The 15917-nt window shown below is 35.6% G+C and carries 17 protein-coding genes; 13 read left to right on the forward strand and 4 right to left on the reverse strand.

The genetic code is table 11. From position 1 onward, the window contains the following. Positions 1-12: 12 nt before the first annotated feature. The 3 genes from ACQKNZ_RS01435 to ACQKNZ_RS01445 form a co-directional block, all read right to left on the reverse strand. Entirely contained in the window at positions 13-975 is a 963-nt protein-coding gene (locus ACQKNZ_RS01435) for a polysaccharide biosynthesis protein (protein ID WP_340862441.1), read from the reverse strand. Positions 976-1015: 40 nt separating this feature from the next. Beyond that, the gene (locus ACQKNZ_RS01440; RefSeq protein ID WP_144538510.1) at positions 1016-1645 is read right to left on the reverse strand and encodes a DUF1796 family putative cysteine peptidase; all 630 of its coding nucleotides are present in this window, start codon (positions 1643-1645) and stop codon (positions 1016-1018) included. Between the two features lie 268 nt (positions 1646-1913). Beyond that, positions 1914-2288 (reverse strand): DUF4183 domain-containing protein, encoded by a 375-nt coding sequence (locus tag ACQKNZ_RS01445; RefSeq protein ID WP_229653964.1) that lies wholly within the window; start codon positions 2286-2288, stop codon positions 1914-1916. A gap of 170 nt (positions 2289-2458) precedes the next feature. On the opposite strand from ACQKNZ_RS01445, the gene ACQKNZ_RS01450 reads away from it, so the two are divergent. From ACQKNZ_RS01450 to ACQKNZ_RS01485, 8 genes are all read left to right on the forward strand, one after another. Further along, positions 2459-2818: a DUF4183 domain-containing protein gene (locus ACQKNZ_RS01450; protein WP_154311738.1), complete on the forward strand. Its 360-nt coding sequence runs from the start codon at positions 2459-2461 to the stop codon at positions 2816-2818. Between the two features lie 86 nt (positions 2819-2904). Then, entirely contained in the window at positions 2905-4158 is a 1254-nt protein-coding gene (locus ACQKNZ_RS01455) for a glycosyltransferase family 4 protein (RefSeq protein WP_340862442.1), read from the forward strand. Beyond that, positions 4133-4780, forward strand: a complete 648-nt coding sequence (locus ACQKNZ_RS01460) for a hypothetical protein (protein WP_340862443.1) — start codon at positions 4133-4135, stop codon at positions 4778-4780. The genes ACQKNZ_RS01455 and ACQKNZ_RS01460 overlap by 26 nt, the downstream gene beginning before the upstream one ends. 149 nt (positions 4781-4929) lie before the next feature. Beyond that, positions 4930-5877, forward strand: a complete 948-nt coding sequence (locus ACQKNZ_RS01465) for an NAD-dependent epimerase/dehydratase family protein (protein ID WP_154311732.1) — start codon at positions 4930-4932, stop codon at positions 5875-5877. Between the two features lie 36 nt (positions 5878-5913). Beyond that, entirely contained in the window at positions 5914-6813 is a 900-nt protein-coding gene (locus tag ACQKNZ_RS01470) for an NAD-dependent epimerase/dehydratase family protein (protein WP_427657638.1), read from the forward strand. 112 nt (positions 6814-6925) lie between these two features. Further along, on the forward strand, positions 6926-8821 hold the full coding sequence (locus tag ACQKNZ_RS01475; RefSeq protein WP_340862444.1) for a PrkA family serine protein kinase: 1896 nt from the start codon (positions 6926-6928) through the stop codon (positions 8819-8821). Between the two features lie 108 nt (positions 8822-8929). Then, positions 8930-10081 carry a sporulation protein YhbH gene (gene yhbH, locus ACQKNZ_RS01480; RefSeq protein ID WP_154311727.1) on the forward strand — a complete coding sequence of 384 codons (1152 nt, stop codon included), beginning with the start codon at positions 8930-8932 and terminating at the stop codon, positions 10079-10081. Next, positions 10081-11475 (forward strand): SpoVR family protein, encoded by a 1395-nt coding sequence (locus ACQKNZ_RS01485; protein WP_144538519.1) that lies wholly within the window; start codon positions 10081-10083, stop codon positions 11473-11475. The genes yhbH and ACQKNZ_RS01485 overlap by 1 nt, the downstream gene beginning before the upstream one ends. 175 nt (positions 11476-11650) lie before the next feature. Here ACQKNZ_RS01485 and ACQKNZ_RS01490 read toward each other — a convergent pair whose 3' ends face one another. Further along, positions 11651-12523, reverse strand: coding sequence for an SDR family oxidoreductase (locus tag ACQKNZ_RS01490; RefSeq protein ID WP_144538520.1), 873 nt, complete (start codon positions 12521-12523; stop codon positions 11651-11653). Between the two features lie 149 nt (positions 12524-12672). Here ACQKNZ_RS01490 and ACQKNZ_RS01495 point away from each other — a divergent pair, with 149 nt between their 5' ends. From ACQKNZ_RS01495 to ACQKNZ_RS01515, 5 genes are all read left to right on the forward strand, one after another. Next, the gene (locus tag ACQKNZ_RS01495) at positions 12673-13398 is read left to right on the forward strand and encodes a gamma-glutamyl-gamma-aminobutyrate hydrolase family protein (protein WP_427657641.1); all 726 of its coding nucleotides are present in this window, start codon (positions 12673-12675) and stop codon (positions 13396-13398) included. 25 nt (positions 13399-13423) lie between these two features. Further along, positions 13424-13567: a hypothetical protein gene (locus ACQKNZ_RS01500; RefSeq protein WP_427657643.1), complete on the forward strand. Its 144-nt coding sequence runs from the start codon at positions 13424-13426 to the stop codon at positions 13565-13567. Positions 13568-13882: 315 nt separating this feature from the next. Continuing rightward, positions 13883-14047, forward strand: coding sequence for a hypothetical protein (locus ACQKNZ_RS01505; RefSeq protein ID WP_186318161.1), 165 nt, complete (start codon positions 13883-13885; stop codon positions 14045-14047). A gap of 335 nt (positions 14048-14382) precedes the next feature. Then, on the forward strand, positions 14383-15255 hold the full coding sequence (locus ACQKNZ_RS01510) for a patatin-like phospholipase family protein (RefSeq protein ID WP_427657645.1): 873 nt from the start codon (positions 14383-14385) through the stop codon (positions 15253-15255). A 69-nt stretch (positions 15256-15324) separates the two neighbouring features. Then, positions 15325-15741 carry a pyridoxamine 5'-phosphate oxidase family protein gene (locus ACQKNZ_RS01515; protein ID WP_154311717.1) on the forward strand — a complete coding sequence of 139 codons (417 nt, stop codon included), beginning with the start codon at positions 15325-15327 and terminating at the stop codon, positions 15739-15741. Positions 15742-15917: the final 176 nt, after the last annotated feature.

Here is a 15917-nt window from a genome sequence, read left to right on the forward strand (position 1 = left end):
ATTTTTATTTGCTTATGATAAGAAATTGCCTTCTATAAGCATTTGTTTTATTTCTTCCTTAGTCATGATTATGTTATTAGTATCTAGTAGCACGTCAGGTATGGCTTGGTCATTATTAGAACCTGTATTAGATATAAGGATTAAGTTATTGTTAAAGATGCTCGCTAATGGTCTCTCATTTTCAGCTATTAGAGCTTCGTGAATTTTCTCTCCTCTTCTAGCACCTATTTCTATTAGACTTACATCTTTCTTTTGGTAATACTCAATAAGCACCTCTGCTAGGTCGAGGATTTTACATGCACCCATTTTCATGACAAAAATCTCTCCCCCATTACCTAACTCAGCTGCCTGTAGTAGAGTTTTAATGGCATATTGGGGTGTAACGAAGTACCTTGTCATAGCTTTGTCTGTGATAAGAATCTGGTTATCTTCTTGTAATTGCTTTATAAATAAAGGAACTACGCTCCCGTTGCTTCCTAATACATTTCCACCTCTAAGGCACATGAATCTAGTAGTTGATGAAGTGTTATTAGCATGAATAATTAATTTTTCACCAAGTGCTTTAGTCATTCCGTAAGTATTAGCTGGATCAGCTGCTTTATCGGTCGATACATAAATCACTTTTTTCACCTTGTTAGCAATAGACGCCTCGATAACATTGTAAGTACCTAATACATTTGTTTTAAAAGCTTCTAAAGGGTTTTCCTCACATACAGTAACATGCTTTAAGGCAGCTAAGTGAAAAATATAGTCAACTTGCTGGCAAGCGTGATTTAATGCCTCTCTGTCTCTTATATCACCAAGGAAAAAATGTATTCTTGAATCATCGAGGCTTCTACGTAAGGTAACTTGCTTATCCTCATTTCTTGAGAGAATAATAATCTTCTTCGGGTTAAAAGGTAGTAGCTGATCAGTTAACTCAATACCCCATGAGCCTGTCCCCCCGGTTATCAGTATCGTTGAATTTGTAAACACTGCATTTCCTCCTGAATTAAATTTATTTTGTTTTGATATGTCATTTACTTTTTGTTAAATAAATATCACTTAATACCTCTTTCCACAGTTCTCCATTCCCTTCCCAAATATCTTCATTTGGAAATTCCATCATGCAGACTTTTTCTAAAGGACAGTGTTTTTCGACCATCCATTTGACTGGAGTATGATTAATTAGTAATACATTAAAATCGTGTTTGACCATTTCAGATAAAGTATTTTGAAGTGATGCTGCATCCTCTAAAGTTCCTTCTGTTCTAACGAAAAGTATACGTTTAGCTGTCTGCATTTGATGAAGAAACCTTTGGATTCTTCTTTCGTATTTCTCCATCACTTCTAGATATGATCCTAAAAATTCTAGGGTATTTTTTTCTCTACTAAAATCATGGTTAGAAACTAGGTTGTAGGCATCATCTGACACACAAATATTAGAGTCAGCATAGCCTATAACACGTAAGTTATCGTAATCCATGAATCCAATGAATCGATTTTCTAAAAGTTCATTTACTGTTGATAAAGTAGGACTCGCCATCCAATCAAGGACACCAGAGAAGGGTCTCAGATTATGTTTTTTTAACTGAATAGATGCTAAGCATAAATCTCCTAAACTGAAAACTGCATCGTAGCCCCCTTTTAGCTTCGATAGTTCCATAATTTCACCTCCTTATATTTTTAAAGGTTTAAGAATGAGCAGAAAGCATAATAACCATACTTTTCATTCCTATTTGTATTAGATGCAGCAAATGAAAAGAGAACAGGGGCTGATTCCTACCTTTTTTAAATATTTAATAGAGAAAATGGTTTCCAAAAAGTTTTACTTATTTCTTTACTGGAGCGAGTCCATGTTTAATAGCGCTTCATTTAAATAGACAAAATAAAAGAAGGCTCGTGAACAATTCACGAGCCTTCTTATCTTTATATCAATCTGGTGTATTAATTTCGGGAGCGAAGTTAATGATTTCCATAATAATTGGCGTTCCTTTAGGAATTTCAGCATCCTCTGGTAGAGAAATTAATAAAGAGCCTACTCCATCTTCTCCAGCAGTATAGGCAAAATTGTCATCCATCTGTAGTACACCATTTATATATACATTAAAGTAGCTATTGTTTAAATTGAGTAAAGGTAAATTTTGAGCAACCTCTCCACGATCATCTAAAAACATAGATGTATCAATCTTATGGGTACTGACATCCGTTATGATCTCAGGAACTTCATGAAAAAGCCGCGTTACCATCGGTGAAGCTGAAACACTTTGTTTAGGGCCAATAGCAAGTTTAATTATTTTTAATGACAAGTATTTTCCTCCTTTGAACTTCTTTAACAACATATGTGTCCAAAGGAATTCATGTTAAACAGGGACATGTACTTTTTTGAAAATAGGAATAAAGACCTTATGTGTACACATAATGATTTACTTATGGATACAATATGGCATATAAATTTATCTGTATGATGGGGGATATAATGAATAACCAGCCATATATACCACGAAAATCCATTGAGAGACACTCGCGTCCGATATTATTTCCTGTGTCTGTCAACAAAGCAGAAAGAGAGGTTTTTAGCCCTAAGGAAGTTAATACTTATGAATTTTTTGTCTTGTCAGATGGAAGTAAAAGGATTTACTCAGAGAATGATGCAATGTTGGAATATGGAGTTCAAAAAATACCTGATCCTTCTACAGTTTCCTACATGAATTTATTTATAAATGGAATTTTACAGCCTAAAGCAAATTATGAAATTGCACAGGGAAAAATAACGTTATTGACTGAAGATGTTCCATTAACAGGCTGTCCTATCATATTGCAGATGATAAAAATATAAATGCTAAAAAAAGTTTAATGCGCCCAATCTCTTACATGGTGGAAAAATAAATTAGAATAAGTGGTTAAAATAGGGGGATGTATACATTGAAAATACTGTTAGCGACGTACTGGCCTGTTCCTCATTTAGGCGGAGTGTGGAATTACATGGTGCAGTTGAAAAATAAGCTAGAGTCAAATGGCCATGAGGTGGACATAATTGGCTACGACGAAAATAATATAAATATTTGTCTTTATAATCAAAATAAGATTGTTTCGAGAGACAAGTTGCTACCTTTGCTACAGGCTAAGATTAATCAGCAAAATTTTCCGGAATTATACGAAAACAAGCTTATTGAATATACAGAGTTCCAAAGGTACGTGTTTGAATTGGGAGTGGCGTATTTTGGGTTAGAGAAATATGACATAATTCACACGCAGGATGTTATTTCTAGTGCTTGTATAAATCGGATTCGTCCAGATCATGTTCCGCTGGTTGCGACTCTACACGGCTCAGTAGCACATGAAATTCACCATCAGTTGACTACCATTCATAAAACTCCAAATGCCTACATGGCTAGAACTTATTATGATGCTTTAGAAGAAGAGGGAGCAACTTCTCCGGAAGTAACAATTGTTGCAAATAACTGGTTAAAGCATATTTTGGTAAACGAATTTAATGTACCAGATGAACAAGTGAAAGTACTTCATTATGGTTTTGATACTGAAAATTTCATTAAGCAAATGAAGGTGAAGTCTAGTGTTCCTGCTGCTAAAAATAAAAAAGTTATTATTTATACAGGTAGATTAACAGATTTAAAAGGAGTACAGCATCTCATCACGGCATTAGGGAAACTTAAAAAGAAACGTCAGGATTGGGTATGTTGGATAGCGGGAGTTGGAGATGATGAATCTAAGTTAAGAGTTAAAAGCAAGGTATTTGGATTAGAGGACTATGTTGTTTTTTTAGGAAAACGAGATGATGTCCCGTATCTTTTAGGGAAATCAGATATATTTGTTCTGCCAACCTTATTAGAAAACCAACCTTTATCTCTTATTGAAGCCCAAATTGCTGGGAGAGCATCCATTGTAAGTGATGTTGGTGGAATAAATGAAATGATAGAACATAAAGTTACTGGTTTATTAATTCCTCCAGCAAATCCTGATCTATTGGCTGAGAATCTTGACTTGCTTTTATCGGATGAGCAGCTCAGAAAAAATTTAGGATCTAATGCAAAAAAATGGGGAATGACACATTGGTCCATTGAACAGGGAATCAAAGATCTATTAAATGTTTATAATGAAGCAATATCCATGAGGAAGAACGGTGTTGAGAATGTCACAGATGTTTCAACAAATTAAACTTTGGATATTGTCGTGGCTAGTAAAGGGTAGGGATTTTTGTCAAAGAGTTTGGAAATCATTTTTTCCTTCAAAGATTGATCATCTTAAAGAAGACAAGGTAGAGATAGAAGAAAATGTTTTTGCCACTAGTCGAAAATACGATCGTCTTTTCCCATTACAGCAGTCAAAAGAGCATATTTTAGTATCTGAAACGGTTTGGAATAAAATTCAAGATTCAATACCGAGTGGTTATATAATTCCCAATGAACAATCTCTTCACTTGCTATCAACTATGAGTTCCGACTACTACAATAATTTCTTCCATGATCCTCCTTCTACGCCTCACCTATTTGTAGAAGGGGAAGTTTGGAAAAAGATTATGGAGAATATAAGAGAAGATTATATTATTCCTACCTCTTTGTTTGAGAAAGTTATGACACCCATGAGTAGTGATTATTACGATAAACTTTTCCCTCAATCATATAAAACCTCCAAAGTTTTTGTAGATAATCAGATTTGGGAACAAATAATTAAAAATATACCAGAATCGTATAGTATACCTAGTAAACATACAGATAGTCTAATTTCTAAACTCTCTCATAGTAACCATAACTCTATTCTAATGAAGCCCCAATTTTAACTAATTTATCTAATTCAAAATCCTCTTTTGTCGATGAATGGAATACCCAAGCTACCCTTTTCCTTCATTCATCGATTTCTTTGGGAATATGTCCATGAACGATACTATTTTGCGGCATATGATAAGGAAAATCTTAAGGAGGACAAATTTTGAAAGTAATTGTAACAGGTGGTGCAGGCTTTATTGGATCCCATCTTGTTGATGAGCTTATTTCTCGAGGGATAGAAGTTCATGTTTTAGACAATTTAGTCTCAGGTCAGCTACATCAAGTTAACCCAGAAGCCCATATGTATGTAGTAGATATTCGAAGTGAAGAAGCAAGGCGAATTATTCTACAAGTGAAACCAGAGGCAATATTTCATTTAGCAGCGCAGGCGGATATTGGAAGATCTGTACAGCATCCCAATTATGATGCTGATGTCAATATTATTGGTACCATTAATTTATTGGAAGCAGCAAGAAATGCCAAGGTAAGAAAGTTTATATTTGCTAGTACTTCGGCTGTTTATGGTAATTCATACAATGCGCTTATTTCTGAAGCCGATGTAACGATTCCTTCTTCTTATTATGGTTTGTCCAAGCTCACTGCGGAGTCTTACATAAGACTTTATTATGAGCTTTATAGACAATCATACACTATTTTAAGATACGCGAATGTATATGGTCCTAGGCAAATACCGAAGGGAGAAGGAGGGGTTGTATCTGTATTTCTTGACCGTATAAAAAAAGGAGAAAGTTTAAATGTTCACGGGGATGGTCAACAGACGAGAGACTTTATCTATGTAAAGGATGTTGTAGCAGCTAATCTTGCTGCAATGAATAGCGGTGACCAACAAATTCTCCAAGTTAGTACCTCACAGAAGACTTCTATTAATGAAATACTAAAGCTTTTATCCAACAAATTTGATGTAAGTGTCAAAAAAGTATTCACCTCCCCAAGAGAAGGAGATATTATGCACAGCTGTCTATGTAACAAAAAGGCTGCTGATATATTAAATTGGCAACCTCATTATACGATAGAGGATGGATTAGAAGAAATCCGTGCTTTTGTCTCTCAAACAGAAGACGCTTTAAAGGAGATGGAAAGGTATGAGTAATCCATTTATTGAAGTTGAGCGGAATGTTAAGTGACTATGAAACAGAAAATAATGATAACAGGTGCCACTGGTTTTACGGGAAGTCATGCTTGCCAACATTTTAAAAGAAATGGTTATAATGTGATAGCTGTTTCAAGAAGCATAAAGACTTACGTAAACGAAGAAAACATTTTGGTTGAGCAATGTGATTTAACAAACAAATATGAAGTTAATAAATTGATTCAAAGAGTGCAACCAAACTATTTACTGCATCTAGCTGGGCAAAATCATGTGCAAGAATCTTGGTTAGACCCAATTGCTTCTCTTGAAGCAAATGCTCTATCTACTGCTTTTTTAATGGAAGCACTACGACAATATAGTCCCCCTTGCAAAGCAATTGTAGTAGGATCAGCTCTTCAATTTAATTTAAGTAATATATCCTCTCTTTCTCACCCTTATAGCCTAAGCAAATCGCTTCAAGTACTAATAGCCCAATCATGGGAAGCACTTTTTGATATGAACATTATTATTGCCAAGCCCTCCAATTTAATAGGACCAGGAGTATCTAATGGAGTGTGCTCCATACTGGCAAAGCAGGTGGCTGAACTGGAGATACTTAAAGGAGCGGGAAACATTACAGTAAATAATTTATACGCTCAGAGAGACTTTATTGATGTAAGAGATGCAGTTCTTGCGTATGAGAAAATATTACAATATGGACAGTCAGGAGAGGTTTATGATATTTCCTCTGGAACGCCAAGGTTTGTAAAGGATATTACTGATTGCTTAATGGCCCTTTCTAACGTGCCATTGGACGTCAATGCTGTAGAGAATATTCCAGAAAAAATACAAGCGGTTGAACCTAAGGCGCTTTTAGACATAGGATGGAATCCTAGTATTCCATTTGAAAATTCGATGGAGGACATCCTTAACTATCATCGAGAATTATTAAAGTAGCTTGGTTGAGTTAGCTTATTAATTTTCCAAGCAAAAGGAACCCTTATAAACGTGTATCATTTATATAATCTTTTCATACAATGTATAAACTAAGCCCTGAATGGAGGGAAACATGGACATTTTAAACAAAGTGAGAAATTACCGGGAAGCAGAAAATGATCTGAAATGGGAAGGTACATTCAGTGAATTTTTAGACATTGTAAAAGAACGACCAGAGGTAGCTCAAACAGCACATGCACGAGTATATAGTATGATTAAAAGTGCTGGGAGTTCGAATAAGAACGGAAAGAAAAGTTATCACTTTTTTGAAAATGAAATGTTTGGTCTTGATGAAGCATTAGAGCGTCTCATAGAAGAGTATTTCCATCCAGCAGCGAAGCGATTAGATGTTAGAAAGAGAATTTTGCTGTTGATGGGTCCAGTAAGTGGTGGCAAGTCGACGATTGTAACTTTGTTGAAGAGAGGTTTTGAGCAGTATTCTAGAACGGATGCAGGAGCAGTTTATGCTATTAAAGGCTGTCCAATGCATGAGGATCCGCTTCATTTAATTCCTTCACATCTACGGGAGGACTTTTTCGAAGAGTTTGGTATTCGTATAGAAGGAAGCTTATCGCCCCTTAACTCTATGCGCTTGGAGCAGGAGTATGGCGGAAGAGTAGAAGATGTTTTAGTAGAAAGAATTTTCTTTTCAGAAGATAAGAGAGTAGGTATTGGTACTTTCACTCCTTCTGACCCTAAGTCACAGGACATTGCAGATTTAACAGGCAGTATAGATTTTTCAACGATAGCAGAATTTGGTTCAGAATCAGATCCACGTGCTTATCGATTTGATGGAGAACTAAACAAAGCCAATCGAGGAATGATGGAATTTCAAGAAATGCTAAAGTTGGATGAGAAGTTCTTGTGGCATTTACTTTCTTTAACGCAAGAAGGTAATTTTAAGGCTGGTCGATTCGCATTGATTAGCGCTGACGAACTTATCGTTGCCCATACGAATGAAACGGAGTATCGATCTTTTATATCCAATAAAAAAAATGAAGCCCTGCATTCTCGTATTATAGTAATGCCTATTCCGTACAATCTGAAGGTTAGCCAAGAAGAACGTATATACGAAAAAATGATTCATGAAAGCGATATGGCTCATGTGCATATTGCACCTCATGCATTAAGAGCGGCTGCAATTTTCTCTATACTAACTAGACTAGAGGACCCTAAAAAACAGGGTGTAGATATCGTAAAGAAAATGAAATTATATGATGGAGAAAATATAGAAGGCTTCAATGAAATAGATGTGGAAGAAATGAAGAAGGAATCCTCGAGTGAAGGTATGCATGGAATTGACCCAAGATACGTGATTAATAGAATATCCTCTGCCATTATTCGTAAAGAGGTACCGTCTATTAATGCATTAGATGTATTACGAGCACTTAAAGAGGGCCTTGATCAGCACGCCTCTATTTCAGATGAGGACAGAGAAAAGTATTTAAATTATATTGCAATTGCTCGGAAGGAATATGACGAAATCGCTAAAAATGAGGTCCAAAAAGCATTTGTTTATTCATATGAAGAGTCTGCTATTACGATGATGAATAACTATTTAGACAACGTAGAAGCATTTTGCAATAAAAATAAGATGAGAGATCCTCTAACTGGAGAAGAAATGAATCCAGATGAAAAATTAATGCGTTCTATTGAGGAGCAAATTGGTATCTCTGAAAACGCTAAAAAAGGATTCCGAGAAGAAATCTTAATCAGGCTTTCCGCATATGCGAGGAAAGGCAAACGTTTTGAGTATAACTCTCATGAACGGTTGAGAGAAGCTATTCAAAAGAAGCTGTTTGCAGATTTAAAAGACGTAGTGAAAATTACTACCTCTACTAAAACACCTGATGAAGCTCATTTGAAAAAGATAAATGAAGTAGTTGCTAGGTTAATTGATGAGCATGGCTATAACTCCATATCAGCAAATGAATTATTACGCTATGTAGGAAGTCTTCTTAATCGATAACATCATAAACACAAGACTAATATGTTTCATTGGTCTTGTTTTTTTTATACTTTGGCAATAACTCTGTCGCACCGGCATATGATAAAAAAATATAGGTAGGTGTTAAGGATGGATGAAAAAGAAAAAAATCAATTTGTTATTTCACAGGAAAACTGGTCGCTACATCGAAAAGGACATCAGGATCAGCAACGGCATGCAGAAAAAGTGAAGGAAGCAATAAAAAATAATCTACCAGATTTAATAAGTGACGAGAGTATTATCATGTCAAATGGACGAGACGTTATTAAAATTCCGATTAGATCGTTGGACGAATATAAAATTAGATATAACTATGATACTTCTAAGCATGTGGGTCAGGGTAAGGGTGACAGTAAAGTTGGTGATGTTGTAGCGAAAGGTCCAGGAGAAGGTAATGCTTCCGGCAATGGTAAGAAGGCGGGTGACAAAGCAGGTCAGGATTACTATGAGACAGTTAGTATGGAAGAAATAGAAAGTGCCCTTTTTAGTGATATGGAGCTGCCTAGCCTAGAAGACAAAGAAAAAGCTGAAATTCTCACAGATCATATCGAGTTTAATGATATACGCAAAAAAGGATTAATGGGTAATATTGACAAAAAAAGAACGCTTATAACAGCTATCAAAAGGAATGCATTAAAAGGAGAAGCTTCCATTTCTCCTATACATCAAGATGATCTACGATTTAAAACATGGGATGAAGTAGTTAAGCATGAATCTAAAGCAGTGGTTCTTGCTATGATGGATACAAGTGGTTCTATGGGAGCATTCGAAAAGTATTGTGCACGTAGCTTCTTCTTTTGGATGACGAGATTTTTACGTTCTAAATACGAAGCAGTAGAAATTGAATTTATCGCTCATCATACGGAGGCAAAGGTCGTTTCTGAGGAAGCATTTTTTACAAAAGGAGAAAGTGGGGGCACTATTTGTTCCTCTGCTTATAAAAAAGCACTTGAGCTTATCAAGGAAAAGTACCCTCCTTCACGATTTAATATATATCCTGTTCATTTCTCGGATGGTGAGAATATGACAAGTGATAATGAAAAATGTCTAAAGCTAGTTAACGAATTGATGAGTGTTTCACAAATTTTTGGCTATGGGGAAGTAAATGAGCATAGCAGATACTCATCATTGATGAATACCTATAAAACAATAGAAAATTCCAAGTTCCGTCACTATGTGATTAAAGACAATAAAGATGTCTACGAAGCATTGAAAAGTATTTTTAAAAAGGGAGTTAAGTGATGGACACAAAACTTCAATATGCAATTGCTGAAATTACTGAAATTGCAACTGGTTTTGGTTTGGATACATTTCCGATGAGATACGAAATATGTCCCGCAGATATCATTTATACATTCGGAGCATACGGGATGCCAACTCGATTTGCTCATTGGAGCTTTGGTAAACAATTTCATAAAATGAAAATGCAATATGATTTTGGGTTAAGCCAAATCTATGAATTAGTAATTAATTCTAATCCCTGCTATGCATTTTTGTTGGATACAAATAGTTTGATACAGAATAAGCTAATCATTGCTCATGTGCTTGCCCATTGTGACTTTTTCAAACATAACGTTCGCTTTTCCAATACAAGACGGGACATGGTCGAAAGCATGACTGCTACTGCTGAGAGAATTGCCCACTATGAAATGATTCATGGGAAAGAAGAGGTAGAAAGCTTTTTAGATGCTGTCCTTGCGATTCAAGAACATATTGATCCATCTATTGTGCGTCCCAAGCTCCCAAGCTACGATTTAGAACAAGAAGAAACAGAGGAAGTTAAAAAGAGTGAATATGATGATTTGTGGAATATAGATAAGAAGGATAATCCTAAGCTTATTCTTCCTTACCGAAAAAAGTTTCCTCCGCGCCCCGAAAAGGATTTACTACTTTTTATAGAGCAATATAGTAGAGAATTAGAAGATTGGCAAAGGGATATTTTAACCATGATGAGAGAAGAAATGCTTTATTTTTGGCCACAGCTAGAAACTAAAATTATGAATGAGGGATGGGCAACTTTTTGGCATCAGCGGATTATAAGAGAAATGGATTTAACCTCAGATGAAACAATTGAATTTGCTAAGTTAAATGCAAATGTGGTTCAACCTTCTAAAACATCTATTAATCCTTATTATTTAGGACTTAAAATCTTTGAAGATATAGAGAGAAGGTATGATTCCCCAACAGAAGAAATGAGAAAGCATGGTATCCTAGCCGGACAGGGAAGAGAAAAAATATTTGAGGTAAGGGAAATTGAATCTGATATTTCTTTTATACGAAATTATCTTACGAAGGAATTGGTTAAGCAGGAGGATCTGTATCTTTTTGAAAAGAAAAATGGGAACTATGAAATAACAGATAAGGATTATGAGAATGTTAGAGATGAAATTATAGCTATTCGGGAAAATGGAAGTTATCCATATATAGTAGTGGAAAATGGTGACTACTCAAGAAATGGAGAACTACATCTAAAACATAATTATGAAGGAACGGAACTTGATGCACATTATTTGGAGCATGTGCTTCCGTATATTTATCAGCTTTGGGGGCGATCTATTCATATGGAAACGTACATGGATAAAAAGCCTGTCTTTTATACTTATGATGGTAAAAAGGTTTCAAGGAGTCTAATGTAATGAAAAATAAAGAGGTTTCATAAAAGGAAGTAAAGCGTTTTAAACAAGGGGGGACGCCCCTAAAAGGTAGAAAAGCGCACCTAAATAGCTGGAAACCGCCCCTAAAGAAGGTGGAAGTGGCTCATAAAAGGGACTGTGAGTATTCACAGTCCCTTCCTCTATATTTTATGAAGTTTTATGAACCTACAAAATCTCCACCATCTACGTGAATTGTTTGCCCTGTAATATAGCTTGAATCATTGGAAGCTAAGAATACATAAGCAGGTGCATTCTCTGCTGGTTGACCTCGTCTGCCAGTAGGGTTGCTATCACCATGCTTCTCTACTGTTTCAGCATCAAAAGTTGCCGGAATTAGTGGAGTCCAAATTGGACCAGGTGCAACTGCATTTACGCGAATTCCTTTTTCTACTAAGTTTAGTGCTAAGGAACGTGTAAATGAAGTAATTGCTCCCTTGGTTGCTGAATAATCGATTAACTCAGGCGCACCTCTGTAAGCTGTGACGGAAGATGTATTTACAATTGTGTCTCCTTTAGACATATGAGGAAGAGCGGCCTGTGTTAAATAGAACATAGAGTATATGTTGGTAGAGAATGTCTCCTGTAGTTGATCAGGAGTAATCTCTAAGAAATTTTTTGTAGGGAACTGTTTCCCTGCATTATTTACTAAAATATTTAATTGGCCAAATTCTCCAATAACCTGTTCTACTAATTTCTCGCAGTTTTCATCATCACTGATATCTGTAGCAATACTTAGCGCCTTCACGCCATAGTTTTCAATTAGCTTCACAGTCTCTTTTGCATCCTCATGCTCATCTAAATATGCAATAGCTACGTTTGCTCCTTCTTTTGCAAATGCAATAGCAACCGCTTTACCAATACCGCTATCTCCACCAGTAATTAAAGCAGTTTTTCCTTTTAGCTTTTCAGATCCCTTATAATTTTCATCATCAAAAATAGGTTTAGGATTCATCTCATTTTCAAAACCTGGTTGACGATCCTGAGTTTGTCCAGAAATTTCATTTTCAATTTTTTCGTATTTATTACTCATTGTAAGTCCTCCTTTAACGCTGTCTAGTAAATATATTCCCCAAAGAATTTAAAAACAAACGTGAAAATAAAAAGGGATGAGTAGTTTGTATACTCTAAGATTAGGGTATTAATATAAGGCGTCAAATTATAAAGAGCGGAGAGTTTAATATGAAACCAATAATAGGAATTACAGCTGAAGTTAAAGATGATAAAAGTTATTACTTATCTTCAGTTTATTCAGATACAGTTTTACAAGCGGGAGGTGTTCCTTTACTAATACCATTAATACCTGACAAGGATATGAATCAGCTATGTCAGCAAATAGATGGGCTAATTATTACAGGCGGAGAAGATATTGACCCGGCATATTATGGTGAATTACCACATCCCGCATTAAAACGAATAACTCCACAATTAGATGAGATGGAATTTGCACTTGTACAAAAAATTCTAGAATTGGACAAGCCATATATAGGAACATGTAGGGGTCTGCATATGCTAAACGTTGTGATGGGTGGTTCTTTACATCAATCAATACATGATCAAAGGGAGGAATATTCATTCCTGCACAGACAAAATGCTATAAGAACTCATAGATCCCATCCTGTAAAGTTAGACAAGAAAAGTAAAGTTTTTCAAATGTTTCAGGAGGAAGAATTTAAGGTGAACTCTTTTCACCACCAAGGGGTAAATAGAGTAGGCGAAGGCTTAAAGGTAGCTGCTACAGCACCTGACGGCATAGTGGAGGCAGTGGAGAGTGAGAACCATACATTTATCTATGGTTTTCAATGGCATCCAGAAGAGTTTGCTCTTATTGGAGATGAACCATCCAAAAAATTATTTGCTAAGTTTATCGAAGCGGCTATTGAAAGAAAAAATAAAGAACGAGCATAGTCACTAATTAGGAGGTGTGCCTTATATGGGAAAAGATAAGAAAGAAAATGATATTCAATATAATTCAAATTTAAATCCAGATGACTTTAAAGAAACCGATAAAGACAATGCAGATAAGAAAGATATTACTAAGCCAGGGGAAAAGAAAGAAACTGAAAAGAAATGGTAAAGGAAGAGTCAGTTTGAACGTTAAGTTCAAGCTGACTTTTTAATATTTGTGCAAATCAATACATCTGATATGAAAAGCGACAAATAATAGATGGTAGATTTCTGCTCACGAGCTCCAACGGGAGTCGTCGCCTGCATGTCCAATCACATGTTATGTACGAAATATTAAAAGTGGAGAATCCAAAATTTACTGAAATAAAAGAGAAATAGTGGCAGGAGCTTCCTTATTGCTTGTTAAAGCAGAAAGAGACGTTTGTGCTTTTTTAGCATAAATAATACAAAATAGTACAAGTTATTCTTCAGGAGGTGAAGTCTCATGACGGATAAAAAGAAAAAGAAGGAAAACACTTTAGATCGTGAAGAATACGGTTATGGTTATGATATTAGTCCGAAAGATTTAGGTGTGGTCGGCCAAAATGAAGCCGCGAAAAGAAAAAATAATGGCAAACAACAAGAATACGCTAGTCCAAAATTAAAATAATAATTTTAGAGCCAGTAGAGGATATCTGCTGGCTCTTTGAAGAATAAAACAGTACTAAATAGCACTTTACCAATCAAACACGAACAATTATTTTTGTTGATTGTTGCAGCAGGTTGGCGGGAACAGTGAGATAGATAAGACATCACAATGCGCACGTAGAGGTGAGTAGGGTCATCACAGTTTTGTTCAAAGCCATCCCAAGAAAAGTGTTATTTTAAACTTAAGCACTTTGGAAAAATTCATACATAGACAATATATTTGTCGATTATTGTTCTAATCATCCTTCCTCTTTCTTAGAGTGATATAACAACATTTTAGAAAAGAAAGGGTTGTGTATGTATATAGATGGAGTATTCTCAGGCGGGGGTATGAAAGGAATTGGTTTAGTAGGTGCTTACCAGGTGTTGGAGGAGAAGGGATATCGATTTAAAAGAGTCGCTGGCACAAGTGCTGGTGCTATTTTAGCCTGCTTGATAGCTGCCGGATATAATGGCAGAGAGATGGAAGAGCTTATGATGGAACAAAATTTTCAAAAGCTCTTAGATCAACGTAGGAGAGTTATACCTCTTCCTTTTATGAAATGGCTCAATTTGTATTGGGGTTTGGGTCTATACCAGGGAAAAGCATTGGAGGATTGGTTTCTAGAAAAATTGGCGGTTAAAGGTATTTATACGTTTGGAGATTTACCTAAAGGTTCCTTAAAGTTAGTTGCCTCCGATTTAACAAATGGAAAGATGATTATTCTTCCGGATGATTTAAAAAATTATGGCATAGAGCCTGATACCTTTTTAGTAAGTAGAGCCTTGCGTATGAGCTGTGGAATTCCCTTTTTCTTTGAGCCAATAAAATTACAAACAGGTCTTGGTGACGTCGTAGTTGTGGATGGGGGCGTATTAAGTAATTTTCCAATGTGGATATTTGATAATGGGTTAAGAGAGAGACCGGTATTAGGCATTCGACTTAGTGCAAACATTGAGGAACCACAACCAAAGCAAATAAAAAATGGGCTAGACCTATTTGAAGGCTTATTTACAACGATGAAAGATGCACATGATACAAGGTATATATCGAGGAAAATTGAAAAGAATATTATTTTTATACCAGCCGATGAATATAGTGCTACCCAATTCGATTTAGATTATGATTCCAAATTAAGCTTATTACAAAAGGGGAGAACGTCCTCAACTCAATTTTTAAAAACATGGTAGTGTGATAAATGTTTAATATTATCAGGTGAAGGAATAATACTAATAAATATAAAAGTGAGGGGATTTATAATGACAAATGCTAAAGAACAAGCACTGAAAATTCTAAACGATAATATGATTGGAACAATGGCCACTGTGCAACAAAATAAACCACATTCTCGTTATATGACTTTTTTTAATGATGATTTCATCCTCTACACAGCCACTAGTAAAAAAACTCATAAAGTAGAAGATATTGAACAAAACCCATATACACATATCCTTTTAGGATACGATGGAAATGGACTTGGTGATTCATTTTTAGAAATTGAAGGTAAAGTAGAAGAATCGGATGACGAGTCTATGAAAGAAAAGGTTTGGAATGATGCATTAAAAGGCTGGTTTGATGGCCCAGAGGATCCAGACTTAGTCATCCTAAAGATTGTACCAACTCAAGTCCGCGTCATGAATTCAAAAGGCAAAGAGCCAGAGGTAGTTAAATTTTAAATACTAGAAACGCTCAAGACCAAAAGGTCTTGAGCGTTTTTTACATTTTGGGAGAAATTCTACAACAATTATCAACTAAATGCAGTCGCTTGTTCTTTTCTTATCGACGAGGTTTGTTTGAATACATAATCAATAAATGGACAAACTAATCAAATCTATAGGAAAGGCAAGTGATT

Origin of the sequence: Psychrobacillus sp. NPDC093200 (assembly GCF_050280345.1) — a bacterium.
GTDB lineage: Bacteria > Bacillota > Bacilli > Bacillales_A > Planococcaceae > Psychrobacillus > Psychrobacillus faecigallinarum.